The following is a 21,900-nucleotide window of genomic DNA, read 5'->3' on the forward strand; positions in this document are numbered from 1 at the left end:
TCACTCATAATTAGCCATGCCGCATTTGCTTTGGATCAACAGCCACGCAATGACTTCAATCGCACTATCATGACGTCATGGTGACCGCCATCCTGACACTGACCGGCCTGGTGCTCGTCATCGGCATCGTGCTGCTCTGGCTGGGGCGTCGATTCACGCCGGACGAGGACAGCCTGGTCGAGCGGATCAATGAAGTTCTGCCGCAAACGCAGTGCGCGCAGTGCGGCTATCCCGGCTGCCGCCCCTATGCGCAGGCCATTGCCGACGGTGAAGCCGACATCAACCAGTGCCCACCCGGCGGCGAGGAAGGCGTTCGCATGCTGGCCCAGCTCCTCGACGTCGAGCCCCGGCCGCTCGACCAAACCCGCGGCGAGCACAAGCCGCCGATGGTGGCAGTCATCGACGAGGATCGCTGCATCGGCTGCACGCTGTGCATCCAGGCCTGCCCGGTCGACGCCATCCTGGGCGCCCAGAAGCAGATGCATACGATCATTGCAGCCGAATGCACTGGCTGCGAACTGTGTATCGAGCCCTGTCCTGTCGACTGCATTGACATGGCCGGGCGCAAGTCTGCCTGGCGCTGGCCTCGCCCGCAGCCCATCCCGATCCGCCTGCGCGAGAGAGCTCATGGTTGAGGCCCTTCCCGGCGACCGGATTCATGCCTTTCCAGGCGGACTCAAGCTCAGGCACCACAAGGCGGTGGCCTGTGAACATCCGGTCAAGCGCCCGGCCCTGCCCGATCGCCTGTATATCCAGATCCTGCAACATCAGGGCGAGTCGGGTGAATTGCTGGTCACCGATGGTGACCGCGTCAGGGCTGGCCAGGCGCTAACCTCGGCCGGCGACGATTTCATCGTGCCCGAACATGCGCCCACGTCCGGCACGATCGAAACCATTACCGACCATCCCGCGGCCTTCCCGCCCGGCGGCACGCAGCGCGCAATCGTGCTCGTGCCCGACGGTCGCGACGAGTGGGTCGAATGCCGCCCGGTCGCGGACTGGCACAATGCCTCGCCCGGAACGCTCATCGACCACCTGCACCAATCCGGCCTGGCCGGCATGGGCGGCGCGATGTTTCCCACCGCCGCAAAGCTCAGGGGCGACTGGCCCCAGCTCCGCACCGTCATTCTCAACGGCGCGGAGTGCGAACCCTGGATTGCCTGTGACGAGATGCTGATGCGCGAGCGGGCACAGGACGTCATCGAAGGTGGACTGATCCTGGCCCGAGCGGCCGGAGCCGAGCGCGTGGTCATCGCCATCGAGGACCGCATGGGGGTGGTCGACGACAGACTCCGTGCCGCACGGCAAGCGCTGGGTGCCGAAGACAGCGTGCGTATCCGCAAGGTCTTCACTGTCTACCCTGAGGGGGGCGAGCGCCAGCTCATCCAGGCCCTGACCGGCCGCGAGGTGCCGCACGACGGGCTGCCGCAGGACCTGGGCGTGGTCGTTCACAATGTCGCCACGGCAGCAGCGGCCCGCGACGCCGTACTCGAGGGCCGCCCCCTGATCGAACGCATCGTCACCGTCACCGGCCCGGGCATCGCCCAACCGCGCAATTTCCTGACGCTCATCGGCACACCGTTTTCCCACCTGGTCGACTCGGCCGGCGGGTACGCCGAACCGGTCAGCCGCCTAATTCTCGGCGGGCCGATGTCGGGCACGGCCCTGGCCAGCGACGCCATCCCGGTGACCAAGGGCAGCAACTGCATTCTGGCCCTGACCGAACGCGAAACAGCCCCGACCCAGCCGACCATGCCCTGTATCAACTGCGGCGAGTGCGTGCGCGTATGCCCGGCCCGCCTGTTGCCGCAGACCCTGTTCAGGCTGATCGAGGCGGAAAACCTTGACGCTGCTGCTGACTACGACCTGTCCGACTGCATCGAATGCGGCTGCTGCGCGGCCGTCTGTCCCAGCCATATCCCGCTGGTCGATTACTACCGGCACGGCAAGGACGAGCTCGTGCGCCGCCGTCTCGACCGGCGCCGCGCGGCCCTGGCGAAGCGACGCTACGAAGCCAGGGAAGAACGCCTGGCCCGCCAGAAGGCTGAGCGCCAGGCCCGCCGCAAAGCGCGCGAGGAAAAACTCAAGCGTCCGGAAAAGGCCCAGGACGAAATCCAGGCCGCCATCGAGCGGGCAAAGCAAAACAAGAAAACATGAAGTTCGAACTCGCCGGCGCGCCCCATCAACCGCCTGCCGCCAGCGTCGGCGGCGTCATGCGGCAGGTGCTCTACGCCCTGGTGCCGGCCGTGGCCGCGCATGTGTGGTTCTTCGGCTACGGCATCCTGTTCCAGATTGCATTGGCCGTCGGTTTCGCCGTGGCCTTCGAGGCGATCATGCTGAAGCTGCGCGATCGCCCGATCGGCCTGTTCCTGTCCGACTGGAGCGCGGTGGTTACCGGTGTGCTGTTCGCCCTGTGCATGCCGCCGCTTGCGCCCTGGTGGATCGCCGCAGTCGGCATGCTCTTTGCCATCGTCATCGCCAAACAGCTGTACGGCGGCCTGGGCTACAACCTGTTCAATCCGGCCATGGTCGGCTTTGCCGCCGTCATCATCGCCTTCCCGCTGGAACTGAGCCAATGGCTGCTGCCCCGATCTCTATCACCCGGTCTGCCCGGCCTGCTTGAAACGGCACAGGCCGTCTTTACCGGGCGGCTTCCCGCTACGCTGGACTGGGACAGCGTCACCGGCGCAACACCGCTGGATCAACTCCGGACCGGCGTGCGGGAGAACCTGCTGGTCACCGAAGTCCGCAGCGCACCGATCTTCGGTGACTTTGGCGGCCGGGGCTGGGAGTGGATCGCCAACTTTTACGCCCTGGGCGGCATCTACCTGCTGTGGAAACGCGTCATTTCCTGGCATGTCCCGGTCGCAGTGATCGCGACCACGGTCATGATCTCGATGCCGCTATGGCTGTTCGGCCCCGACACCAACCCCTCGCCCGCACAGCACATCTTTTCCGGCGCCCTGGTCCTGGCTGCCTTCTTTATTGCGACCGACCCGGTCAGCGGCTGCAGCACGTCAAAAGGGAAACTCGTCTTCGGTGCCGGCGTGGCCATCCTGACACTCGTCATCCGCCGCTGGGGCGGCTATCCAGACGGCGTGGCCTTCGCCGTGCTGCTGATGAACATGGGCGCGCCGCTGATCGACCGCCTGACACGCCCGAGAACCTATGGACACTGAGTGGACCAGCACGGCCGGGAGAGCTTTTCCATGCGGCTGAATACCCTACGCCCTGCCCTGATCCTGGCCGGTCTCGGACTGGCGGCAGCGGTGCTGCTGGCCGGGCTCGACCAGTTCACTCGCGAGCGCATCGCCGACGAACGTCAGCAGCGCGCGCTCGCAGCGGTCTCGGCCATGCTGGGCGAAATCGGCTACGATAACGACCTGCTCGACGATACGGCCCGCCTTGGCATTCCCGATCTGGCCGAGCCTGCCGTGGTCTATCGCGCCCGGCAGGATGGCAAACCCGTGGCGGTTGTGATGGATGTAGTGACCTCGGCGGGCTACAGCGGCGACATCCGCTTGCTCATTGCCGCCGACGTCGACGGCACAGTGTTGGGCGTGCGCGTGGTCGAGCACCGCGAAACCCCCGGCCTGGGCGACAAGATCGAGCGGCGGAGAAGCGACTGGATCGAGCAGTTCGACGGCCGATCCCTGGTCGAACCGCCCGCCGAAGACTGGGCACCGGACCGGCGCGACGGTGCATTTGATACCCTGACCAGCGCCACGATTACGTCGGCAGCGGTGGTAGACGCAGTCAAGCGCGCCCTCCAGGCCTTCGAATCCGGCAAGGGAAATCTATTTGCAACCACGGAAAACACCGAAGGCACGGAATAGAATTGATATTTCCGTGATTTCCGTGCATTCCGTGGTTTCATAATTTTCAAGATGACAAAGACTGAAACGAATCGCATCTGGCGGGATGGACTCTGGGACAACAACCCGGGGCTGGTCCAGTTGCTCGGCCTGTGCCCGCTGCTGGCGGTGTCGAACACGGCGGTCAATGGTCTCGGCCTGGGCCTGGCCACACTGCTGGTATTGGTCGTTTCGAACGGACTGGTTTCATTGTTGCGCTCGGCGTGGCGTCCCGAGATCCGCATTCCCGCCTTTGTCCTGATCATCGCCTCGACGGTCACCGCCATCGACCTGGCCATGCAGGCCTGGCTGCATGAGCTCAGCCGCACGCTGGGCATCTTCGTGCCGCTGATCGTGACCAATTGCACCATCCTCGCTCGAGCCGAAGCCTTTGCCTCGAAGCAACCCGCTGGCGCTGCCCTGCATGACGCGCTGGCCCAGGGCACCGGTTTCGCCGCCGTGCTGATCGTACTCGGGGCCGGCCGCGAGATTGTCGGCCAGGGCACGCTGCTGGCCGGCGCCGACATGCTCTTCGGTGAAGCTGCGGCCAGCTGGACGATTCCGATGCTGCCCTTCGATAGCGGTCTCCTTCTGGCGGTGCTTCCGCCCGGAGCCTTTATCGGCCTGGGCCTGTTGGTAGCGCTGCGGCAATATCTGGTCAGTCGACCGCAGCGTGCTGGCGTGGCATCCTCGCCTGCCCCAATGCCTTCGACACCGACAGCTTCATGAACAAGACCGATCGTGAGGAATTCTTTCGGCGACTTTCCGAGCTCGATCCCGAGCCGACAACCGAGTTGGCGTATGCCACACCCTTCGAGCTGCTCGTGGCCGTCATCCTCTCGGCCCAGGCCACGGATGTGGGCGTCAACAAGGCCACGCGTCGGCTGTTCCCGGTGGCCAACTCGCCCGAGGCCGTTCTCGAGCTGGGCGAGGACGGCCTGAAGGACTACATCCGGACGATCGGACTGTTCAATTCGAAAGCAAAAAACATCATCCGCACCTGCCGTGACCTGGTCGAAAAGCACGACGGCGTGGTGCCCGACAATCGCGCCGAGCTCGAAGCGCTGGCCGGCGTGGGGAGAAAGACTGCCAATGTCGTGCTCAACACCGCCTTCGGGCAGCCGACCATGGCCGTCGATACGCATATTTTCAGGGTGTCCAACCGCACCGGGCTGGCGCCCGGCAAAACACCTCTGGCGGTCGAAAAGGCCCTGCTCAAGCGGGTGCCCGAGCGCTACCTCAAGAATGCCCACCACTGGCTGATTCTGCACGGTCGCTACACCTGCAAGGCGCGCAAGCCGCTGTGCGGGCAATGCCCGGTCTATGACCTGTGCCGCTGGCGGCAGAAGTGGCAATATCACGAGCTCACGCGAGTGGACGATGCGGCCGGCTGAAACACGCGACCTACGTGAATTTCCCTAGCGATTTCTTAACGCCCAGGTGCTAGAGTATTGACCGGCATCAAGTTTTGATGTCCATTATTTTCCGCATCTTCGGAGGTTTGAGTCATGCCTGACAAGAAACATCTTCTTACTGCAATCAGCACCGTTGCCGCTGCCTCGTTCTCGCTCAGCGCGATGGCCACATCCAATACCACGGGTAATCCCTTCCAGGCCGAGGATCTTCCGGCCGGCTTCCAGGTCTCCGCCGACGACCACAAAGAAGGCAAGTGTGGTGAAGGCAAGTGCGGCGAAGACAAGGAAAAGGACAAGGATGAAGAGGGCAATTGCGGTGAAGGCAATTGCGGTGAAGGCAACTGTGGTGAAGACCACGACGAGGACAAGGACGAAGAAGGCAACTGCGGCGAAGGTTCCTGCGGAGCAATCTGATTACTGCCCGTAATGCGTACCGCATCCACCTTTGATCTTTGTGGTGCCGGACTGGGCCTTCGCCGAGGCCTGCTCGAGAAACTCCGTGAAGCCGATCTCTCCGAGGTCGGCTTCATGGAAGTGGCACCCGAAAACTGGATTGGCGTCGGCGGCCGACTCGGTCGCCGCTTCGCCGAGTTCACCGAGCGCTTTCCATTCGTCTGCCACGGCCTGTCTCTGTCGCTGGGCGCGCCCGAACCGCTCGATCGCGGCTTTCTCGAGCGCGTGCGCCGTTTTCTCGACACACACCGAATCCGCGGTTATTCCGAACATCTCAGCTACTGCTCCGAGCACGGCCACCTCTACGACCTGATGCCCCTGCCCTTCACCGAGGAGGCCGTCGACTGGGTGGCCGGTCGTATCGGCCAGGCACAGGACATCCTCGATCGGCGAATCGCGGTCGAGAACATTTCCTACTACGCCGCACCCGGGGCGGAAATGTCCGAACTGGATTTCATCACGGCCGTGCTGGAAAAGGCCGATTGTCAGCTGCTGCTCGACGTCAACAATATCTACGTCAACAGCGTCAATCACCGCTACGACGCGCACGAATTCCTGGCCGGCCTGCCGGCCGAGCGGGTCGCCTACATTCACGTGGCCGGCCATTACAATGAAGCCGAAGACCTGATCATCGACACCCACGCTGCCCCGGTCATCGAGCCGGTCTGGCACCTGCTCGAAGCTGCCTACGAGCGCCTGGGGCCGGTACCCACCCTGCTCGAGCGGGACTTCAATTTTCCGCCAGTCGAGGAACTCCTGACCGAAATCGGCCAGATCCGCCGGTTGCAAGCACCCTTTTTGAGCCATGTCCCGCGCGACCGACAGCAAGCCTCCTGAACGGCTGCTCGAGCTGCAGCGCCGGTTTGCCGGGCATATCCGCGACCCGGACGACGTCGCCGCTCCCGGCGAGCTGGAAGAGCGCCGACTGGCGATCTACCGCCGCTTGTTCTTCGGCACCCTCGACAACCTGTTCTCGAAGAATTTTCCGGTTCTTCGCGACATCATCGACGACGATCGCTGGCGGCGGCTGATCCGCGAGTTCATGGTGGAACACCGCGCGACAACGCCGATGTTTACCGAAATCGGGCGCGAGTTCGTGCGCTTTCTCGACGAAAAGCGACCGCCCGGACTGCCGGCCTTCGCCCTGGAGTTGGCGCACTGGGAGTATCTCGAAACCTGCGTGCGCCTGGCCGAGGCCGACCCGGGCACCGTACCGGCCGACCGCAATGGCGACCTGCTCGCCGGCACGCCAGTGCTCAATCCCACGCTGCGACTGGCCCAGTATCATTGGCCGGTGCACGAAATCGGCCCGCATCACCAGCCCGACTCGCCGCTGGACCAGGCGATCGTACTGGCGGCGTGGCGTCGGCGCGATGACAAGCCCGGTTTCATGCGCCTCAACCAGGTCACGGCGCGCCTGATCACCCTGGTCGACGAGTCCCCTGATGCCTCAGGTCGGGCGATACTGGAGCGCATCGCCCAGGAACTGAAAGCACCGGATCCGGCCGCCGTGGTGCAGTCGGGCGCAGACATGCTCGCGCGCCTGGACGACCGTGAAATCGTGCTGGGCACACGTAAGGATCAGTAGACCGGCTCGAGTATCCAGCCCCGCTCTCGCAGCATCGCAACCAGGCCTTCCTCGCCGGGCAAGTGCAACGCGCCAACAGCGATGATCAGCCCGCCGGACTCGAGCCAAGGCTCGGCGCGTTCGAGCATGCGCCGATTGCGCGCGGCCAGACCGGCTTCATTGAAATGCGCGATCACGGGCTCGGGAAGACCGTCCATCTGACTCTCCGCCAGCCTGGCCAGACGCTCGAGGTCGCCGTCCAGGTAGGCCGCAATCAGGCGCTCGAAGATCTCGAGTTGCCGCTCGTGATCCGACACCGCCTGGCGAATCAACGCAATCTGTTCTTCCGGTGCGAAACCGGTCAGAAAGCCGATCTGCTCATCGAAGGTTTCCAGCGCCACAACGTCCGCTCCGGCGCCCTGGGCCCGTACAGAAAGCATCAGGTCCATGAACATGCCGGTCTCGGGCGGCGGCGTTGCCAGGGTAACGGCGACAGCCCAGGGCCGCATGCGATCGACGGCAGTTTCGGTCAGTCCATAATGAGTTACCAGCAACTCTACGACCCTGGCGTACAGGTCTTCGTCGAGCACCTCGCTCAGGCGGCCATCGCGAAACATCATGGCCTGCTGCAGGCGCTCGAGGACGGCGGCATTGGGCACCAGTTCCAGGGCCAGCCGATCGGCCTGCTGCAGCGCGTCCACCAGCGGTTCGGGCCAGTCGAGCAGGCGGGGATCCTCGCTGTGCACCGTGCCCAGAAGCCAGTTCTGACGGCCCGCCTCGTCGGTCAGCGACCAGAAGACCTGCGCCTGCGCCGTCAGCGGCAGCAACACAATCAACGCAAACAGAATGCGGCGGACAGCCCTCATGCACGAACTCCGGTGGTCAAAGACTTGTTCCTGCATTATCCTGAATCTTTTACCCGGTTGCACTGAATGCCATCTATCGTCCACCGCTTTCGCGGTTTCCAGCCCGTCGTGGTCGACGTCGAAACCGGCGGATTCAACGCGCGCACCGATGCCCTGCTCGAACTGGCCGTGTGCATCATCGAGATGGACGAGGACGGCTGGCTGCATCCGGGCGAGGTCATGATGCAGCACATCGAAGCCTTCCCGGGCGCCAACATCGAGGAAGCTGCCCTGGAGTTCAACGGAATCCGGCCCGATCATCCCCTGCGTCAAGCCATGCCCGAGCGCGAGGCTTTGCGGGAGTTGTTCCTGCCGGTTCGGCACAGCCTGCGCGAGACCGGCTGCCGGCGCGCCGTGCTGGTCGGCCACAATGCCCATTTCGACCTGGGCTTTCTCAACGCCGCAATTGAGCGGACCGGCTACAAGCGCAATCCCTTTCACCCCTTCAGCTGCTTCGATACTGCCACGCTCGGCGGGCTGGCTTATGGCCAGACGGTACTGGCCCGGGCCGTGGCCGCGGCGGGTCTGGACTGGGACAAGTCTCAGGCGCATTCGGCGGCCTACGATACCGAGCGCACGGCCGCACTGTTCTGCAATATCGTCAACCGCTGGCGCCATCTCCAGGAGCTGGAAGAAGACAGCGCTTGAACACCGGCATTACCCGGCCTCATGTAGGATACTGGATAATGTCATCACACCAAGAAGAGGAGAGCACAGCATGGCTTTTTCACTTCCCGAACTGCCCTACGCCAAGGATGCCCTCGAACCGCACATCTCCGAGGAAACCCTGGAGTACCACTACGGCAAACACCACCAGACCTACGTCGACAAGCTCAACGGTATGGTTGAGGGCACCGGCGATGCCGACAAGTCGCTCGAAGAGATCATCCGCAGCTCGTCCGGCGGCCTGTTCAATAACGCCGCGCAGGTTTGGAACCATACGTTTTACTGGCACTGTCTCAGCCCCAATGGCGGCGGCCGTCCGTCCGGCAAACTGGCCGAACTGATCGATCGCGATTTCGGTTCCTTCGATGATTTCGAAAAGGAATTCAGTGACAAGGCAGTCGGCAACTTCGGCTCCGGCTGGACCTGGCTGGTCAAGCAGCCTGGCGGCAAGCTGGCAGTGGTCAATACCGACGATGCCAAAACGCCATTGACCGGCGACGACAAGCCGCTGATGACCTGCGACGTCTGGGAACACGCCTACTACATCGACTACCGCAACGCTCGCCCCAAATACCTGGAAGCCTTCTGGGAGCTGGTCAACTGGGACTTCGTAGCCTCACAGCTCGACGACTGAATCGGGCACTCGAAACCCACTGATGCGGCCGGCGGCGAGCGCCGCCGGCCCGCCGCCCAGCGGTAGAATAACGACAACCATTCGCCGGACTTGAGCCGATGTCCCACCTGTTCAATACCTATGCGCGACTGCCGGTGCGCATGGTACGCGGCGAAGGCGCCTGGCTGATCGACGATCAGGGAAAACGATTTCTCGACGCCATCAGCGGCATCGGCGTTTGCAGCCTGGGCCACGCGCACCCGAAGATTGCCGCAGCGATCGCTGACCAGGCGCACAAGCTCATTCATACCGCCAATACCGTCGAACTGCCGCTGCAGGAACGACTGGCCGATGAACTGGCCGACATCAGCGGGCTCGAACGCGCCTTTATCGCCAATTCCGGCGCCGAAGCGATCGAGTGTGCCCTCAAACTGGCGCGACTTCATGCCAGACGCTGCGGCATCGAGGCTCCCGCTGTACTGGTCGCCGAACACGGCTTTCACGGCCGCACCCTGGCCGCCATCAGTGCCTCTGGCAATCCGGCCATCCAGGCCGGCTACGAACCGCTCGTCGACGGCTTCGTCCGCATACCCTTCGGTGACGCCGAGGCAGCGGCCGAAGCTTTCGAGGCCCATCCCGAAATTGCCGCTGCGCTGATCGAGCCGGTCCAGGGCGAAGGCGGCGTGCGGGTGGCCGACGACCACTACCTGAGGAGGCTGCGCGAACTGTGCGACGAGCACCAGGCACTGCTGATGCTCGACGAGATCCAGAGCGGCATGAACCGGACCGGCCGGTGGTTTGCGCACCAGCACCAGGCCGGACTCCGGCCCGATGTCATGACCGTTGCAAAGGCGCTTGGAAACGGTGTGCCGGTGGCCGCCTGCCTGGCCCGCGAGGAAGTCGCAGACCTGATGCGGCCCGGCAGCCACGGCAGTACTTTCGGTGGCAATCCACTGGCCTGCCGGGCGGCGCTGGAGGTCATCGACGTCATGCGCTCCGATCGCATCGGCGAGCGTGCGGCTCGCGCCGGCGAGCAACTGATCGACGCCTTGCGCTCCAACCTGGATGGCCAGCCAGTGGTGCGCCAGATTCGCGGCCGTGGCCTGATGATCGGCATCGAACTCGATTGCGACTGCGCGGAACTCAAACAGGACGCCCTGGAAGAGGAACTCATCATCAACGTGACCCATGGCCGTGTCGTCCGGCTGCTGCCGCCGCTGATCATCGACGACGCAGAACTCGACCGCATTGTCGAGGTTGTCACCGGTATCATCCGCAAGCGTTACGGTGCCGCATGATCCTGGAAGTCGACAATATCTGGCTGGGCTACGAAGAAGAGCTCGTCATCCGCGGCCTGAGCTTCGACCTCGACGAAGGCGATATCGGCTGCCTGCTGGGCGCTTCGGGCTGCGGCAAGACCACGGCGCTACGTGCCATCGCCGGCTTCGAGCCCCTGCGCGCCGGCGAGATCCGCATTGGCCATCGCATCGCCAGCACCCCCGATTTTCGACTGGCGCCGGAAAAGCGCAGCGTCGGCATGGTGTTCCAGGACCATGCTCTCTTTCCGCACCTCACCCTGTCCGAAAACGTCGGTTTCGGCCTGCGCCGAGTGTCGCGTGACGAGCGGCGCCAGCGGGTAGACGACCTGTTGGCACTGACCGGACTGGACGGTCTGGCCCATCGCTACCCGCACGAGCTATCCGGCGGGCAGCAGCAGCGGGTGGCGCTGGCACGCGCGCTCGCGCCGGAGCCGGCCGTGTTGCTGATGGATGAGCCTTTCTCCAACCTGGATGCACGCCTCAGACGTCACATGGGCGAGGAGATCCGCTCCATCCTCAAGGCGCGGGGCACCGCGACTCTGATAGTGACACACGACCAGCAGGAGGCCTTCGCGCTGGCCGACAAGGTTGGCCTGCTCAAGGATGGCCGCATGCTGCAGTGGGATTCTCCCTACCAGCTGTACCACCGCCCGGGCAGTCACTACGTGGCCGCATTCACCGGCCGCGGCAGCTACTTGCGCGCCCGCATCGACGGAAACAAGTTGATCCACGGCCTGGGGCGTTCACCGCTGCCGATCGACCGTCCCGAGGGCGATGAACTCGCGCTGTTGATCCGCCCCGACGACATCCGCCCGGACGCCGACGGACCCCGCGCGCGGATAGTCGCCCGGCAGTTCCAGGGCGCACAGATTCTCTATCGGCTCCGGCTCGATACCGGAGAAGAGATCGCCGCCCTGTTTCCCAGCCACGACGACTTCGCCATTGACGAGTCGATCGGCGTGACCCTCGATGCCCGGCACCTGGTGTTGTTCCCGACGGCGCAGGCCGAGTCCTTCATCACTCCGTCGAACCCCAATGGCCACTGAATAAGGACACAATCCCGATCCTGACGACGGCGAACGGCTGTCACCAATGGCTATTTCCCGAGTCGGCGCCGCACGATTGCCGAATGGCGATCGAAGCAGGCCGCAAACTGAAACTTAATCAGATCTGGACCAGTTCGCCGAGCAGCCGGTCAAGCGGTGCCGGCAATGACTGCTGCATATCCAGCGCCACGGGCACCAGCGCCGGCCAGGTTTCGGCCAACAGTGTGGCGTGTCCCACCTTGCGTCCAGGCCGAGCCTGTTTGCCGTAGTCGTGCCAGTGCAGGTCCGGCACCGCCAGCATCTTCTCCACTGATGGCATCGCACCGATCCAGTTGAACATCAGTGCCGGCGCGCGCAGCGCAGTGCTACCCAGGGGCAGGTCGCAGACTGCACGAAGATGGTTCTCGAACTGCGAGCAGATGGCGCCTTCGATGGTCCAGTGCGCGGAATTGTGCACACGTGGTGCGTACTCGTTGCCCAGGATACGATCGCCTGCGACGAACAGCTCCAGGGTCAGACAGCCCACGTAATCCAGGTGTTCGGCGAGCAGCCGACCGCAGGCTTCAGCGCGCTCGCGCAGGCCGGCATCGACATGCGCCGGTGCCGCCGCCAGCCGCAACATACCGTCGGAATGCACGGTGCGCGAGAGCGGGTAGCACCGCATCTCGCCAGCGGCGTTGCGCACCACGGTAATGGCGCACTCGAAGTCAAAATCGACCCAACCCTCCAGGATCAACTCGTGATCGCCCAACTCGGACCAGGCAGGTTCGAGGTCTTCCTGCGAACGAAGCAGGTACTGCCCCTTGCCGTCATAGCCCATCCTGCGGGTCTTGAGCAGCGCGGGATAGCCGATGCGATCCAGCGCCTCGAGCAGGTCCGTTCGGCCCGAAACCGCGGCAAATGGCGCGACCTCGATCTCGAGCGATTCGAACAGCCGCTTTTCGGTCAGACGATCCTGGGCTGCGGCAAAGGCGTTGGCAGCCGGGCGGACCGGATGGCCCGACTCGGCCAGACGTTCGAGCACGGCAGCGGGAACGTTCTCGAAATCGCAAGTGATCCGGTCGCAGCCGGCGAGCTTTTGCAGGGCAGCTTCATCGGCCCAGTCAGCAGCAATCAACTGACCCAACTGGCCGGCACAGGCGTCAGCCTTGGGATCGAGAAAAACAAACTCAGCCCCCAGCGGCAGTCCCGACTGGGCCATCATCCGCGCCAACTGGCCGCCCCCCAGGATGCCGACCTTCATGACAGTCGCGGGTCCGGGGCGGCGAGCACGGTTTCGGTCTGCTTCGCTCGCCACTGGCGATAGCGATCACGAACGTCCGGGTGCGACGATCCGAGCATGGAGGCCGCCAAAAGACCGGCATTGATCGCCCCGGCCCTGCCGATGGCCAGCGTAGCGACCGGCACACCACCGGGCATCTGCACAATCGACAGCAGGGAATCGAGTCCGTTGAGCGTGCGTGACTGCACGGGCACGCCCAGCACCGGCAGAACGGTCTTGGAAGCGACCATGCCCGGCAAGTGTGCCGCGCCACCGGCGCCGGCAATGATCACCTCGATGCCGCGTTCCTCGGCCGACTCGGCATAGTCGAACATGGCGTCGGGCGTGCGATGGGCCGAGACCACGCGAACCTCGTTCGGCACCTCGAGTTCGTCGAGGACACGCGCGGCATGCGACATCGTCTCCCAGTCGCTTTTCGAACCCATGATGATTCCGACCAGCGGCGCCTGCGCCATAGCGGTCTCTCCGCGAAGGAAAACGAAGAATGTTAGCAGTCCCGGCGGCGACAGTAAACGCGCACCAGAGCCTGGGGAAAACCGCTACAATTCCCGGCATGGCCATTCCCGATCCCCTGCTCGACATTCTGGTCTGCCCGGTCAGCCATGAACCGCTCAGGCCACTGGAAAAACGGCGGCTGAAGGCGCTCAATCAGCGCATCGACTCCGGTGACGTGCAATACGTCGACCACAGCGATGTGACAGAGACCGCGCGCGACGCCCTGATCACCCGCGATGACAAGGTGATCTACCTGGTCTTCGACGGAATTCCGGTGCTGCTGCCCGATCGCGGCATCGGCACGACGCAATTCACCGATCCACTGTAATCTTCGCTGCTCCGACCCGTCCCGTCGAGGGCCCTGAAGCGTTATAGAATGGCGTTTTCCGAGCAAGAGCGAACTGCATGGGTCCGGCCACCCGCTATTTCGACCTCGAACAACCGTTCAAACTCTACCGTGGCGGATCGCTGCCGCATGCGCGACTGGCCTGGGAGAGCTGGGGCGAACTCGACGAGAATCGCTCCAACGCCGTTCTGATCTTCACAGGGCTGTCTCCGGGCGCTCATGCCGCCTCCAGCCCGACCGATCGCGAGCCCGGCTGGTGGGAGGACATGATCGGCCCCGGCCGCTACATCGACACCGACCGCCATTTCGTGCTGTGCGTCAATTCGCTCGGCTCGTGCATGGGCTCGACCGGCCCGGCCAGCATCAATCCAGACACCGGCAAGCCCTGGCGCCTGACCTTCCCGGATCTGGCCATCGAGGACATCGCGCGCGCCACGCGCCTGGTCGTCGACCATCTCGGCATCGAACGTCTCCATGCGCTCATCGGTCCGTCGATGGGCGGCCTGACCGCACTGGCCTGGCTCAAGCAGTTTCCGGAAAGCACCCGCAAGCTCGCGCTGATCTCGACCGCCTGTTCGGCCACGCCGATGGCCATTGCCATCCGATCGCTGCAGCGCGAGGCCATCGTCACCGATCGAAATTTCCGCGACGGCAATTACACCGAGGATGCCTGGCCGGAGGTGGGCATGCGCCTGGCCCGCAAGCTGGGCATGATCTCCTACCGCTCGGCGACCGAGTGGCAGCAACGCTTCGCTCGCCAGAGCCAGGACTATTTCCCGCCGACCCTGTTCGGCATGCGTTTCGCCGTTGAGTCCTACCTGGAGACCCACGCTCGCAAGTTCGTCGGCCAATTCGATCCCTGCAGCTATCTCTACCTGTCCCGCGCCATGGACATGTTCGACGCCTGCGACAGCGACGAATCGCTCAAGCGCATGTTCGATCGATGTTTCTCGGGTCAGTCTTTGGTTCTCGGGGTAAAAACGGATATCCTGTTCCCGCTGGTCCAGCAGAAGGAACTGGCGGTCGCGCTGGAGGCCAGCGGCAATGAAGTCGAGTACCATGAGTTGCCGTCGGTTCAAGGGCACGACGCATTCCTGGCCGACATCCCGACATTTGGCAAACCCATCAGGAAGTGGTTGAATGAGTCTTGATTTCCCCGGCAAGTCATTGATGCTCAAGGCGATTGACGAGGCCGTCTCTGCCGATTCGGCCGGAGAGATCACCCAGAACCTGCGGCGATGCCTGAGTGAAATGGTCGCCGACGAGCGCATCCGGCTGCCCGAGTGCGTGTACGACTACAGCGTCGACCACTACTGCCGGCGCCTGCTGCATCAGGACGAAGCGCGCGGCTACAGCGTGCTCGCCATGACCTGGGGCCCGGGCCAGTCCACGCCTTTGCACGACCATGCCGGCATGTGGTGCGTCGAGGCGGTCTGGCACGGCGAAATCGAAGTCGTGCAATTCGAGCTGACCGAACGCGAGGCCAACGAGTTCCGGCTCGAGCCGCGCACCACCATGCGCACCGGTGTCGGCAGCGCTGGCAGCCTGATTCCACCGCACGAATACCACACAATCGCCAACCCCAGTCCCGATCAGCCGGCCATCACGGTGCACATCTACTCGGGCGTAATGGACGAGTGCTGCGTGTTCCAGCCCATCGGCGACGACTGGTTCCAGCGCAAATCCACCCCGCTGGGCCTGGATGCGGACTAGGGCAGCCCTGTCCAATTGTACGCGGGCGCTAGACAAAGCAAGCACAGATCAAGACAATAGGCCTCCCGCTGCCGGGGTGGCGGAACTGGTAGACGCGCCGGACTCAAAATCCGGTTCTGGAAACAGAGTGCGGGTTCGATTCCCGCCCCCGGCACCACTTGACTGGCCAATCGTCCTGGCGGAAAAACCGTCGTCAAGGCTGCAGGTCTTCGCCTTCGTAGCCCGGATTGTTGACCGCTTTCGTCACCGGCTCGGCCATGAGCGTACCGTCGGCCGGCGGGCGCAGCAATCGCTCGGCCTCCCCGGGCGATCCCGTCAACCAGGTTTCGAAGTCTTCAGGCTCGAGGATCACTGGCGCGCGATGATGACCGATGTCGCGTAACAGGCGATTCGGCTCGGTGGTGACCAGGGTGAAGCTTTCGATTGCATCGCCTTCAGGAGCTTCTGAGCGGTCCCACAAGCCGGCCATGACCAGCAGGTCGCCATCGGCCGGTGTGACGCGATAGGGCTGCTTGGGCCGCGTGCGCTGATCCCATTCGTAGAACCAGGAAAACGGGACCAGACAGCGCTGACTGCGCTTCCAGGCCGTGCGGAAGGCCGGCTTCTTCGCAACGGTGGTCGAAAACGCCTGGCCCGGCTCGGATCGGCAGTTCGCGGTCGCGTACTTCGGCAGTTGACCGTGCGCCCAGTGCGGCACCAGCGGCCAGACAAGGGGATCCAGCCGCCGAATGCCGTCATGGCTCCGGCAGGAGGGTATTCGGGTCCAGCTCACCTCGCCGCCCTTGCGACCCGACGGCGCTACGTTGAGGCGGTGCTGGCCGCCTTCGGGCGGCTCGTCGAGAATGTTCAGGTAGCTGTAGACCCGCTTCCAGGAATAATTCAGGCCGCCACGTCCGCACATGCGCACATATTACCGCCCCAAGCCTGCCAGTGCGGCCGACTCAGTGACCCGGCCTACCGGGGTTTACCCGAAAGTCGCGTGATGCCGAGCGCCTTGAGAACATAGCGCTCGTAGACCGGTTCGGCATGGCCCTTGCGAACCTTGCGCAGGAAATACTTCTCGAACGCGATCTTGGCCCAGTGCACCCATTTGCCTTTCTTGGCCCAGGTGACATTGCGCGGCGGAATCTGCGGCAGCGCCACGAACGCCACGCCCGTGTCTCCCAGGTCGGCCAGGCAGATGGCATTCCAGCTCGCCTCGGCCTCAACAGGCTTGCCTTCGAGGTCGGCAGCAATATTGTGCACAATCGCAGAGATCATCGACTCGATCATGTAACCGGTCTTCGGCGCTCCGACGGGCAGCGGCGTCTCCTCCACGGGGGGAATCGCAACGCACACCCCCGCCGAGTAGATGTTCGGGTAGTTCGGATTGCGCTGGTGCCGATCGATATTGACGAATCCCTTCGGATTGCACAGGCCTTCGGTATTGGCCACAGCAGGTACGCCGCGGAAGGACGGCAACATCATCGAGAAGCTGAACGGGAGTTCATGGCTGCGCCGATCCTCTCCGTCGTCATTCACTTCCGTTACGTGCATGGTCCCGGGCTCGACGCGATCCACGCGAGCGTTGGTCAGCCACCGGATGTGGCGTTCACGCAGTTCGTGCTCCATCAGGCTCTTGGAGTCGCCCACTCCGCCCAGCCCCAAGTGGCCGATGTATGGCTCACTCGTCACGAAGGTGATCGGTACCTTGTCGCGCATTTTTCGCTTACGCAGATCGGCATCAACGATCATGGCAAATTCGTAGGCGGGACCGAAACAGCTCGCCCCCTGAACGGCACCGATCAAGATCGGGCCCGGGTTCTCCAGGAATCGCTCATAGTCCGCCCAAGCCTCCTCCGCGTGTTCCAGGGTGCAGATCGAGTGGGTGTAACCGGACCCCGGTCCCAGTCCCTCGATGGCATCGAAGGCAAGCTCGGGTCCGGTCGTAATGACCAGGTAGTCGTAATCAACCTCACCGCCGCCGGCCAGGGCCAGCTGTTGATCCTCCGGATCGATTTCGCTGACGGTATCGTGCACGAAGCGGATGCCGCGCTTTTCCATCGGCCCTGCCAAGGGCACGGTGATCGCCTCTGCATCCCGCCATCCTACGGCCACCCAGGGATTGGAAGGTACGAACTGAAAGTACGGCTGGGCGCCAATGAGGGTAATTTCGTGTTCCGCCGCCAACGTATCCCGCAATTCATAGGCTGCCGGTACGCCACCGATACCGGCACCTATGATGACGATTCTGGCCATGCGCTCTTCCTGGTCTGTCCTCGGTACGCCATCCCCCATGGCAAGGCCATGCGGGCCCTTAGAACATTAATTAAATTTAATATAAGGCGTTTCTAATTTTTGTGCAAGCGAGGATGCGAAACCATCCTCATGGCCGGCAAAGGACTGTTGCGGAAGAAACTGCCGGGCCTCGCAGGGCCCGGCGCAGTGGGCGGATAATTTAAAGGTCGCGCGCGACCCGGAAGCCGACGCGCATGTCGGTACTGGTGGCGCGACTGGAGATTCGGAATGCCGAGCGCGACATACTCGGTGTGCTCGACCAGGAGGCACCCTTGATCACGTGACGCTCACAGCCGGGATTGATCCAGGCTGAACCATCACCAGGCGCACGCACGAAGCTGTCATGCCAGCAGTCGGCCACCCACTCCATGACATTGCCACCCATGTCGTACAGGCCGAAGGGATTCGCCTGCAAGGATCCGGCCGGCGCCGGCCCCCAGTGTCCGTCGGAATAGCGATTAAAGGCCACGTTCCAACGCGCGCCGGCGGGCGAGACATCTCGATCTCCCGTGACGTTTTCGATATCGTCTTCAGGCGGTGAACCACTACCCCACCAGTACGGCGTCTGCGATTCGGCACGCAGCGCGTACTCGAATTCGGCTTCCGACGGCAGGCGGTAGGAGCGCCCGGTGCGATCGGCCAACCATTCCACGTAGGCCATCGCATCGCGATGGGACACATGGACGACCGGCAGGTCGTCATCGGCCTCTTCACCGGCATAGTCATGACGCCAGTTGATGCCGTCTTCCTCATCCATGCGGCCTGAGTTGAGATCGTACACGCGTGAACTGCCGACATTCTCGGCGTCGGTTCGGTAACCCGTGTTATCGACGAAATCGGCAAACTGCCCGACGGTGACTTCCGTGCGCGCCAGTGCAAACCCGCGGTCGAAGGTCACCCGGTGCTGCGGCCCCTCGTTGTTCATGCGGTCGGCCTCGTCTTCGGGCGAGCCCATCATGAAGCTGCCAGCTGGCATGACAACCATCTGCGGGCCGGTAATTCCCAGCCCATCGAGTCCGTCATCGAACTGCTGGCCAGGCTCGAAGCTACCGTAAAGACGGGCATCGCTCAGCGAAGCTTCCAGCGCGTCGATACGCGCGCGGGAATGACCCAGGGCCACCAGTTCGGTGATGCCTTCTTCGGCCTGATCGTAGCGGCCCTCGTCGACATGGCTCAGCACCTCGCGATCCAGTGCTTCAATGTGCTGCTCGCGAAAATCGGCGATCGCCTGGCGAGCATCGGATGTCGCTTCCGCCCCGTCGTAAATGGACTCGGCCTCGACCAGACGAGCCTCGGCTCCCTCGAAATCGAGTTCCTCGCGAGCCATCCGAATGGCATCTTCGATCATGGCCTCGTGCGTACGCGCCAGGCCGGATTGTGCCTCCTCGTTCTCAGGCTCGAGTTCCAGCACTCGACCAAACAACTCCGCGGCGTTGTCCTCGGGTGGCGCCGTCAGTTGGCCGGCCTCGAGTGCGGCCTCGGCCTGCGCCAGGGTCTGGCCAATCGTTGCATTGCGATTGATGGCCGCCTCGGCTTGGGCAATGATTCCACGATTCGGCTCGACTTCGCGCACGACTGAAACCAGCTGCCTGGCCAGCCCGAAATTCTCGGCTGCGAGCGCGCTGCGGATGTCGCTTTCAACCTCGTCGATCAGATCGCTCAGGGCCGCCTGGGTGTCGGGATCATTGGGTGCGAAGGCACTCGCTCTCAGCAGCGTTTGCAGGCGTTCGTCCTGTTGCGGATCGGGCAGGCTCACTTCCGGCACGGGTTCGACCGGCTGTTGCGGAATATCGATATTCTCGAAATCGATGTCGAACTCTTCCGAGCCCTCTCCCATGACATCGCTGAGGCGGCGTACGCGCCGCTCGTCTTCCGTTTCCTCGGCTTGTTCCTCAGCCTCGGCCCCTTCTTCGCTCGACTCTTGTGCCATACCCTTCGCGGGTACGAGCAGGAAAAAGCCGACGCTCATCGCGAGCAGCAGATATCTCATCGAATTTACAGCTCCTGTTGCTGGTTTTGTGCTGGAAATGGCGTGCTCAAACAGGCTCCCCTGACCTGGATCCGGAACCAGGCGCACCATTCGAATGTGTGAAAATAGCGTATCGAGCCGCTCACGACAACCGCCTTTCCCGATGGAGCCCGTTACCGATGAACACCCCGATGCCGTGCCGAAAGCCCGCAGAAGCGCGTACAAGCGCGGCCGCAGCAGCGATCGACGACGCTGAGCTGGTGACCGAAGAGGTTGCCCTCGAACGGGCAGCTGATTGCTGGGATGCGCATCAGGCGCTGGGCATCGATACCGAATTCGTGCGCGAGCGGACCTTCCATGCCCGCCCCGGCCTCATCCAGATCAGCAGCGGCGACCAGGCCTGGCTGCTCGATCCGGTCGCCCTGCCCCGCATGCCGAGGCTGGGACGGATGCTGGCCGACGCCAATGTGACCAAGGTCCTGCACAGCGTGGGCGAGGACCTGGACGTGCTCTACGCAGTCGGGGGCGTTTGGCCACAACCCCTGTTCGATACCCAGGTGGCGGCAGCCATGATCGGCATGCCGTTGCAATGCCGGTATGAAAACCTGGTCGAAGCTGCGTTCGGCGTTGAACTGGCTGGCGGCAAGGCACGCAGTGACTGGTGTCGCCGCCCGCTGACGGCCGGCCTCCTGCGTTACGCGGCCGAGGACGTGGTCTGGCTGCCCGACCTCAAGTTCTGCCTCGAACAAGCCCTGGAACGCGTCGGCCGGCTGGACTGGCATCGCGAGGACTGCAACCGCATCGTCGAAGCCGCGCGAGCGGGCGATACCACGCCGCCGCTGAGCCGGGTCAAGGGCGCGGGACGGCTCGAAACCAGGGAACTCGCCGTTCTGAACGCCCTGGCGGATTGGCGGGAGACAGCGGCTCGACAGCGTGATCTGCCGCGGCGCTTCGTGCTTTCCGACGAGACCCTGATCGAAATGGCTCGCAGCACCGCCGGAGAGGGGCCCGATCAGGCCATCGAGGCACTCGGAGAGCGCCAGCGCCGGCGCCACGAGGTCGAACTGCGCGATCTGCTGGCTTCGGTCGACGCCAGCGCTTTCGAACGTCCACCCTGGCTTGACCCCTTAACGCCCGCGCAACGAACACAGCTCAAGCAGGCCCAGCAGGTCGTTCGCGGCCTGGCCGCGGAGCTCGGCATCGATGCGGCGGTGATCGCCAGCAAGAAAGAACTCACGCGTCTGATACGCGGTGAACGGCCGGATTGGCTCGACGGCTGGCGCGGCACGTTGCTGGCCGGACAACTCGAGGAGGCTTCTGTTAGTATTTCGCCACCTTCCGGATGACCCCGCCCCGGTAGCTCAGCAGGATAGAGCAGCCGCCTCCTAAGCGGCAGGTCGCAGGTTCGACTCCTGCCCGGGGCGCCAATTTGGTTGTCAGTTGTTAGTTGTAACGAAATCCACAAATCCCGTTAGCCACCCATCGACCTGCTCGACGAGCTTGTCGTCGGCCTTTTCGCCGTCGAAGCGATCACCGGCTTTCGAGATGCGCAGATGGTCGGGAAAGAGAAGGCAACCCATCTGGCGCAGGTTGACCAGACTACCGGCCTGGGAATAGGCGGTGCCCCAAGCACCCGGTGTGGCGCCGGCCAGGGCCGTCGGGCGGCTGAAGGTAGGCTTCATTTCCTCGCCGGGGCGCGTCAACCAGTCCAGGGCATTCTTGAACACCCCCGGCATGGCCGCGTTGTACTCGGGCGTGACGAGAATCAGGCCGTCGGCCGCCTTGATCTGGCCGCGAAGTGATTCCACCGGCTCCGGAATCCCCGACTCGGCCTCGTCGTCGGCGTTATAGAGAGGAATGCCGTGCAACGTGGTCACATCGACTGTAACGTCGCCCGGGGCCGTATCAGCGATGAGATTCGCCAGTCGTGTATTGAAGGAAGCCTTGCGCAGGCTTCCCGAAATTGCGATGAGCTTCATG

The 21,900-nt window shown here is 63.6% G+C and carries 24 protein-coding genes and 2 tRNA genes; 19 read left to right on the forward strand and 7 right to left on the reverse strand.

Annotated elements, in window-relative coordinates:
- The first annotated feature begins 77 nt into the window (after window positions 1-77).
- From rsxB to G4Y73_RS08580, 9 genes are all read left to right on the forward strand, one after another.
- Window positions 78-635, forward strand: coding sequence for an electron transport complex subunit RsxB (rsxB, locus tag G4Y73_RS08540; RefSeq protein ID WP_164231119.1), 558 nt, complete (start codon window positions 78-80; stop codon window positions 633-635).
- Window positions 628-2,157: an electron transport complex subunit RsxC gene (gene rsxC, locus G4Y73_RS08545; RefSeq protein ID WP_164231120.1), complete on the forward strand. Its 1,530-nt coding sequence runs from the start codon at window positions 628-630 to the stop codon at window positions 2,155-2,157. The genes rsxB and rsxC overlap by 8 nt, the downstream gene beginning before the upstream one ends.
- Entirely contained in the window at window positions 2,154-3,179 is a 1,026-nt protein-coding gene (locus G4Y73_RS08550) for an RnfABCDGE type electron transport complex subunit D (RefSeq protein ID WP_164231121.1), read from the forward strand. Before rsxC ends, G4Y73_RS08550 begins: the two co-directional genes overlap by 4 nt.
- Before the next feature lie 30 nt (window positions 3,180-3,209).
- Window positions 3,210-3,836 (forward strand): RnfABCDGE type electron transport complex subunit G, encoded by a 627-nt coding sequence (locus G4Y73_RS08555; protein ID WP_164231122.1) that lies wholly within the window; start codon window positions 3,210-3,212, stop codon window positions 3,834-3,836.
- Window positions 3,837-3,887: 51 nt separating this feature from the next.
- Window positions 3,888-4,583: an electron transport complex subunit E gene (locus G4Y73_RS08560; RefSeq protein WP_164231123.1), complete on the forward strand. Its 696-nt coding sequence runs from the start codon at window positions 3,888-3,890 to the stop codon at window positions 4,581-4,583.
- Window positions 4,580-5,248 (forward strand): endonuclease III, encoded by a 669-nt coding sequence (nth, locus tag G4Y73_RS08565; RefSeq protein WP_164231124.1) that lies wholly within the window; start codon window positions 4,580-4,582, stop codon window positions 5,246-5,248. The genes G4Y73_RS08560 and nth overlap by 4 nt, the downstream gene beginning before the upstream one ends.
- Window positions 5,249-5,362: 114 nt before the next feature.
- Window positions 5,363-5,683: a hypothetical protein gene (locus G4Y73_RS08570; RefSeq protein ID WP_164231125.1), complete on the forward strand. Its 321-nt coding sequence runs from the start codon at window positions 5,363-5,365 to the stop codon at window positions 5,681-5,683.
- A gap of 12 nt (window positions 5,684-5,695) precedes the next feature.
- Complete coding sequence (locus tag G4Y73_RS08575; RefSeq protein ID WP_164231126.1) at window positions 5,696-6,559, forward strand: DUF692 domain-containing protein; 864 nt, start codon at window positions 5,696-5,698, stop codon at window positions 6,557-6,559.
- Complete coding sequence (locus G4Y73_RS08580; RefSeq protein ID WP_164231127.1) at window positions 6,528-7,310, forward strand: putative DNA-binding domain-containing protein; 783 nt, start codon at window positions 6,528-6,530, stop codon at window positions 7,308-7,310. Before G4Y73_RS08575 ends, G4Y73_RS08580 begins: the two co-directional genes overlap by 32 nt.
- Here the strand turns inward: G4Y73_RS08580 and G4Y73_RS08585 are convergent.
- The gene (locus tag G4Y73_RS08585; protein ID WP_164231128.1) at window positions 7,304-8,155 is read right to left on the reverse strand and encodes a TraB/GumN family protein; all 852 of its coding nucleotides are present in this window, start codon (window positions 8,153-8,155) and stop codon (window positions 7,304-7,306) included. The two genes, G4Y73_RS08580 and G4Y73_RS08585, sit on opposite strands and share 7 nt — an antisense overlap.
- 66 nt (window positions 8,156-8,221) lie before the next feature.
- Here G4Y73_RS08585 and rnt point away from each other — a divergent pair, with 66 nt between their 5' ends.
- The 4 genes from rnt to G4Y73_RS08605 all read left to right on the forward strand — a co-directional run bounded on the left by rnt (window position 8,222) and on the right by G4Y73_RS08605 (window position 11,838).
- Complete coding sequence (gene rnt, locus G4Y73_RS08590) at window positions 8,222-8,842, forward strand: ribonuclease T (RefSeq protein WP_164231129.1); 621 nt, start codon at window positions 8,222-8,224, stop codon at window positions 8,840-8,842.
- Window positions 8,843-8,912: 70 nt separating this feature from the next.
- Complete coding sequence (locus tag G4Y73_RS08595; protein WP_164231130.1) at window positions 8,913-9,494, forward strand: Fe-Mn family superoxide dismutase; 582 nt, start codon at window positions 8,913-8,915, stop codon at window positions 9,492-9,494.
- Between the two features lie 98 nt (window positions 9,495-9,592).
- On the forward strand, window positions 9,593-10,771 hold the full coding sequence (locus G4Y73_RS08600; RefSeq protein ID WP_164231131.1) for an aspartate aminotransferase family protein: 1,179 nt from the start codon (window positions 9,593-9,595) through the stop codon (window positions 10,769-10,771).
- A complete protein-coding gene (locus G4Y73_RS08605) occupies window positions 10,768-11,838 on the forward strand; it encodes an ABC transporter ATP-binding protein (RefSeq protein ID WP_164231132.1) in 1,071 nt (356 codons plus the stop codon). Before G4Y73_RS08600 ends, G4Y73_RS08605 begins: the two co-directional genes overlap by 4 nt.
- A 118-nt stretch (window positions 11,839-11,956) precedes the next feature.
- Here G4Y73_RS08605 and G4Y73_RS08610 read toward each other — a convergent pair whose 3' ends face one another.
- Both G4Y73_RS08610 and purE read right to left on the reverse strand, forming a co-directional pair.
- A complete protein-coding gene (locus tag G4Y73_RS08610; protein WP_164231133.1) occupies window positions 11,957-13,081 on the reverse strand; it encodes a 5-(carboxyamino)imidazole ribonucleotide synthase in 1,125 nt (374 codons plus the stop codon).
- Complete coding sequence (gene purE, locus G4Y73_RS08615; RefSeq protein WP_164231134.1) at window positions 13,078-13,575, reverse strand: 5-(carboxyamino)imidazole ribonucleotide mutase; 498 nt, start codon at window positions 13,573-13,575, stop codon at window positions 13,078-13,080. Before purE ends, G4Y73_RS08610 begins: the two co-directional genes overlap by 4 nt.
- A gap of 98 nt (window positions 13,576-13,673) precedes the next feature.
- On the opposite strand from purE, the gene G4Y73_RS08620 reads away from it, so the two are divergent.
- The 4 genes from G4Y73_RS08620 to G4Y73_RS08635 all read left to right on the forward strand — a co-directional run bounded on the left by G4Y73_RS08620 (window position 13,674) and on the right by G4Y73_RS08635 (window position 15,831).
- Entirely contained in the window at window positions 13,674-13,943 is a 270-nt protein-coding gene (locus tag G4Y73_RS08620; RefSeq protein ID WP_205596522.1) for a Trm112 family protein, read from the forward strand.
- A gap of 77 nt (window positions 13,944-14,020) precedes the next feature.
- Complete coding sequence (locus G4Y73_RS08625) at window positions 14,021-15,112, forward strand: homoserine O-acetyltransferase (RefSeq protein WP_164231135.1); 1,092 nt, start codon at window positions 14,021-14,023, stop codon at window positions 15,110-15,112.
- Window positions 15,102-15,674 (forward strand): cysteine dioxygenase family protein, encoded by a 573-nt coding sequence (locus tag G4Y73_RS08630; protein ID WP_164231136.1) that lies wholly within the window; start codon window positions 15,102-15,104, stop codon window positions 15,672-15,674. The genes G4Y73_RS08625 and G4Y73_RS08630 overlap by 11 nt, the downstream gene beginning before the upstream one ends.
- 70 nt (window positions 15,675-15,744) lie before the next feature.
- A tRNA-Leu gene (locus G4Y73_RS08635) sits at window positions 15,745-15,831 on the forward strand.
- Window positions 15,832-15,867: 36 nt separating this feature from the next.
- On the opposite strand, the gene G4Y73_RS08640 is transcribed toward G4Y73_RS08635, so the two are convergent.
- The 3 genes from G4Y73_RS08640 to G4Y73_RS08650 all read right to left on the reverse strand — a co-directional run bounded on the left by G4Y73_RS08640 (window position 15,868) and on the right by G4Y73_RS08650 (window position 19,941).
- The gene (locus G4Y73_RS08640; RefSeq protein ID WP_164231137.1) at window positions 15,868-16,575 is read right to left on the reverse strand and encodes an SOS response-associated peptidase; all 708 of its coding nucleotides are present in this window, start codon (window positions 16,573-16,575) and stop codon (window positions 15,868-15,870) included.
- A gap of 53 nt (window positions 16,576-16,628) precedes the next feature.
- Window positions 16,629-17,912, reverse strand: a complete 1,284-nt coding sequence (locus G4Y73_RS08645) for an FAD-dependent oxidoreductase (protein WP_164231138.1) — start codon at window positions 17,910-17,912, stop codon at window positions 16,629-16,631.
- Between the two features lie 199 nt (window positions 17,913-18,111).
- On the reverse strand, window positions 18,112-19,941 hold the full coding sequence (locus G4Y73_RS08650) for a formylglycine-generating enzyme family protein (protein ID WP_164231139.1): 1,830 nt from the start codon (window positions 19,939-19,941) through the stop codon (window positions 18,112-18,114).
- Window positions 19,942-20,099: 158 nt separating this feature from the next.
- On the opposite strand from G4Y73_RS08650, the gene G4Y73_RS08655 reads away from it, so the two are divergent.
- Both G4Y73_RS08655 and G4Y73_RS08660 read left to right on the forward strand, forming a co-directional pair.
- A complete protein-coding gene (locus tag G4Y73_RS08655) occupies window positions 20,100-21,266 on the forward strand; it encodes an HRDC domain-containing protein (protein ID WP_164231140.1) in 1,167 nt (388 codons plus the stop codon).
- Between the two features lie 4 nt (window positions 21,267-21,270).
- A tRNA-Arg gene (locus tag G4Y73_RS08660) sits at window positions 21,271-21,347 on the forward strand.
- Between the two features lie 9 nt (window positions 21,348-21,356).
- On the opposite strand, the gene G4Y73_RS08665 is transcribed toward G4Y73_RS08660, so the two are convergent.
- Entirely contained in the window at window positions 21,357-21,899 is a 543-nt protein-coding gene (locus G4Y73_RS08665; RefSeq protein ID WP_164231141.1) for an NADPH-dependent FMN reductase, read from the reverse strand.
- Window position 21,900: the final 1 nt, after the last annotated feature.

Origin of the sequence: Wenzhouxiangella sp. XN201 (assembly GCF_011008905.1) — a bacterium.
Classification (GTDB): domain Bacteria; phylum Pseudomonadota; class Gammaproteobacteria; order Xanthomonadales; family Wenzhouxiangellaceae; genus Wenzhouxiangella.

What these genes read in the sequence shown, in the direction of transcription:
- rsxB (WP_164231119.1), top strand. Translation starts at nt 78, where the DNA reads ATGGTGACCGCCATCCTGACACTGACCGGCCTGGTGCTCGTCATCGGC.
- rsxC (WP_164231120.1), top strand. Translation starts at nt 628, where the DNA reads ATGGTTGAGGCCCTTCCCGGCGACCGGATTCATGCCTTTCCAGGCGGA.
- G4Y73_RS08550 (WP_164231121.1), top strand. Translation starts at nt 2,154, where the DNA reads ATGAAGTTCGAACTCGCCGGCGCGCCCCATCAACCGCCTGCCGCCAGC.
- G4Y73_RS08555 (WP_164231122.1), top strand. Translation starts at nt 3,210, where the DNA reads ATGCGGCTGAATACCCTACGCCCTGCCCTGATCCTGGCCGGTCTCGGA.
- G4Y73_RS08560 (WP_164231123.1), top strand. Translation starts at nt 3,888, where the DNA reads ATGACAAAGACTGAAACGAATCGCATCTGGCGGGATGGACTCTGGGAC.
- nth (WP_164231124.1), top strand. Translation starts at nt 4,580, where the DNA reads ATGAACAAGACCGATCGTGAGGAATTCTTTCGGCGACTTTCCGAGCTC.
- G4Y73_RS08570 (WP_164231125.1), top strand. Translation starts at nt 5,363, where the DNA reads ATGCCTGACAAGAAACATCTTCTTACTGCAATCAGCACCGTTGCCGCT.
- G4Y73_RS08575 (WP_164231126.1), top strand. Translation starts at nt 5,696, where the DNA reads ATGCGTACCGCATCCACCTTTGATCTTTGTGGTGCCGGACTGGGCCTT.
- G4Y73_RS08580 (WP_164231127.1), top strand. Translation starts at nt 6,528, where the DNA reads ATGTCCCGCGCGACCGACAGCAAGCCTCCTGAACGGCTGCTCGAGCTG.
- G4Y73_RS08585 (WP_164231128.1), bottom strand. Translation starts at nt 8,155, where the DNA reads ATGAGGGCTGTCCGCCGCATTCTGTTTGCGTTGATTGTGTTGCTGCCG.
- rnt (WP_164231129.1), top strand. Translation starts at nt 8,222, where the DNA reads ATGCCATCTATCGTCCACCGCTTTCGCGGTTTCCAGCCCGTCGTGGTC.
- G4Y73_RS08595 (WP_164231130.1), top strand. Translation starts at nt 8,913, where the DNA reads ATGGCTTTTTCACTTCCCGAACTGCCCTACGCCAAGGATGCCCTCGAA.
- G4Y73_RS08600 (WP_164231131.1), top strand. Translation starts at nt 9,593, where the DNA reads ATGTCCCACCTGTTCAATACCTATGCGCGACTGCCGGTGCGCATGGTA.
- G4Y73_RS08605 (WP_164231132.1), top strand. Translation starts at nt 10,768, where the DNA reads ATGATCCTGGAAGTCGACAATATCTGGCTGGGCTACGAAGAAGAGCTC.
- G4Y73_RS08610 (WP_164231133.1), bottom strand. Translation starts at nt 13,081, where the DNA reads ATGAAGGTCGGCATCCTGGGGGGCGGCCAGTTGGCGCGGATGATGGCC.
- purE (WP_164231134.1), bottom strand. Translation starts at nt 13,575, where the DNA reads ATGGCGCAGGCGCCGCTGGTCGGAATCATCATGGGTTCGAAAAGCGAC.
- G4Y73_RS08620 (WP_205596522.1), top strand. Translation starts at nt 13,674, where the DNA reads ATGGCCATTCCCGATCCCCTGCTCGACATTCTGGTCTGCCCGGTCAGC.
- G4Y73_RS08625 (WP_164231135.1), top strand. Translation starts at nt 14,021, where the DNA reads ATGGGTCCGGCCACCCGCTATTTCGACCTCGAACAACCGTTCAAACTC.
- G4Y73_RS08630 (WP_164231136.1), top strand. Translation starts at nt 15,102, where the DNA reads ATGAGTCTTGATTTCCCCGGCAAGTCATTGATGCTCAAGGCGATTGAC.
- G4Y73_RS08640 (WP_164231137.1), bottom strand. Translation starts at nt 16,575, where the DNA reads ATGTGCGGACGTGGCGGCCTGAATTATTCCTGGAAGCGGGTCTACAGC.
- G4Y73_RS08645 (WP_164231138.1), bottom strand. Translation starts at nt 17,912, where the DNA reads ATGGCCAGAATCGTCATCATAGGTGCCGGTATCGGTGGCGTACCGGCA.
- G4Y73_RS08650 (WP_164231139.1), bottom strand. Translation starts at nt 19,941, where the DNA reads ATGAGATATCTGCTGCTCGCGATGAGCGTCGGCTTTTTCCTGCTCGTA.
- G4Y73_RS08655 (WP_164231140.1), top strand. Translation starts at nt 20,100, where the DNA reads ATGAACACCCCGATGCCGTGCCGAAAGCCCGCAGAAGCGCGTACAAGC.
- G4Y73_RS08665 (WP_164231141.1), bottom strand. Translation starts at nt 21,899, where the DNA reads ATGAAGCTCATCGCAATTTCGGGAAGCCTGCGCAAGGCTTCCTTCAAT.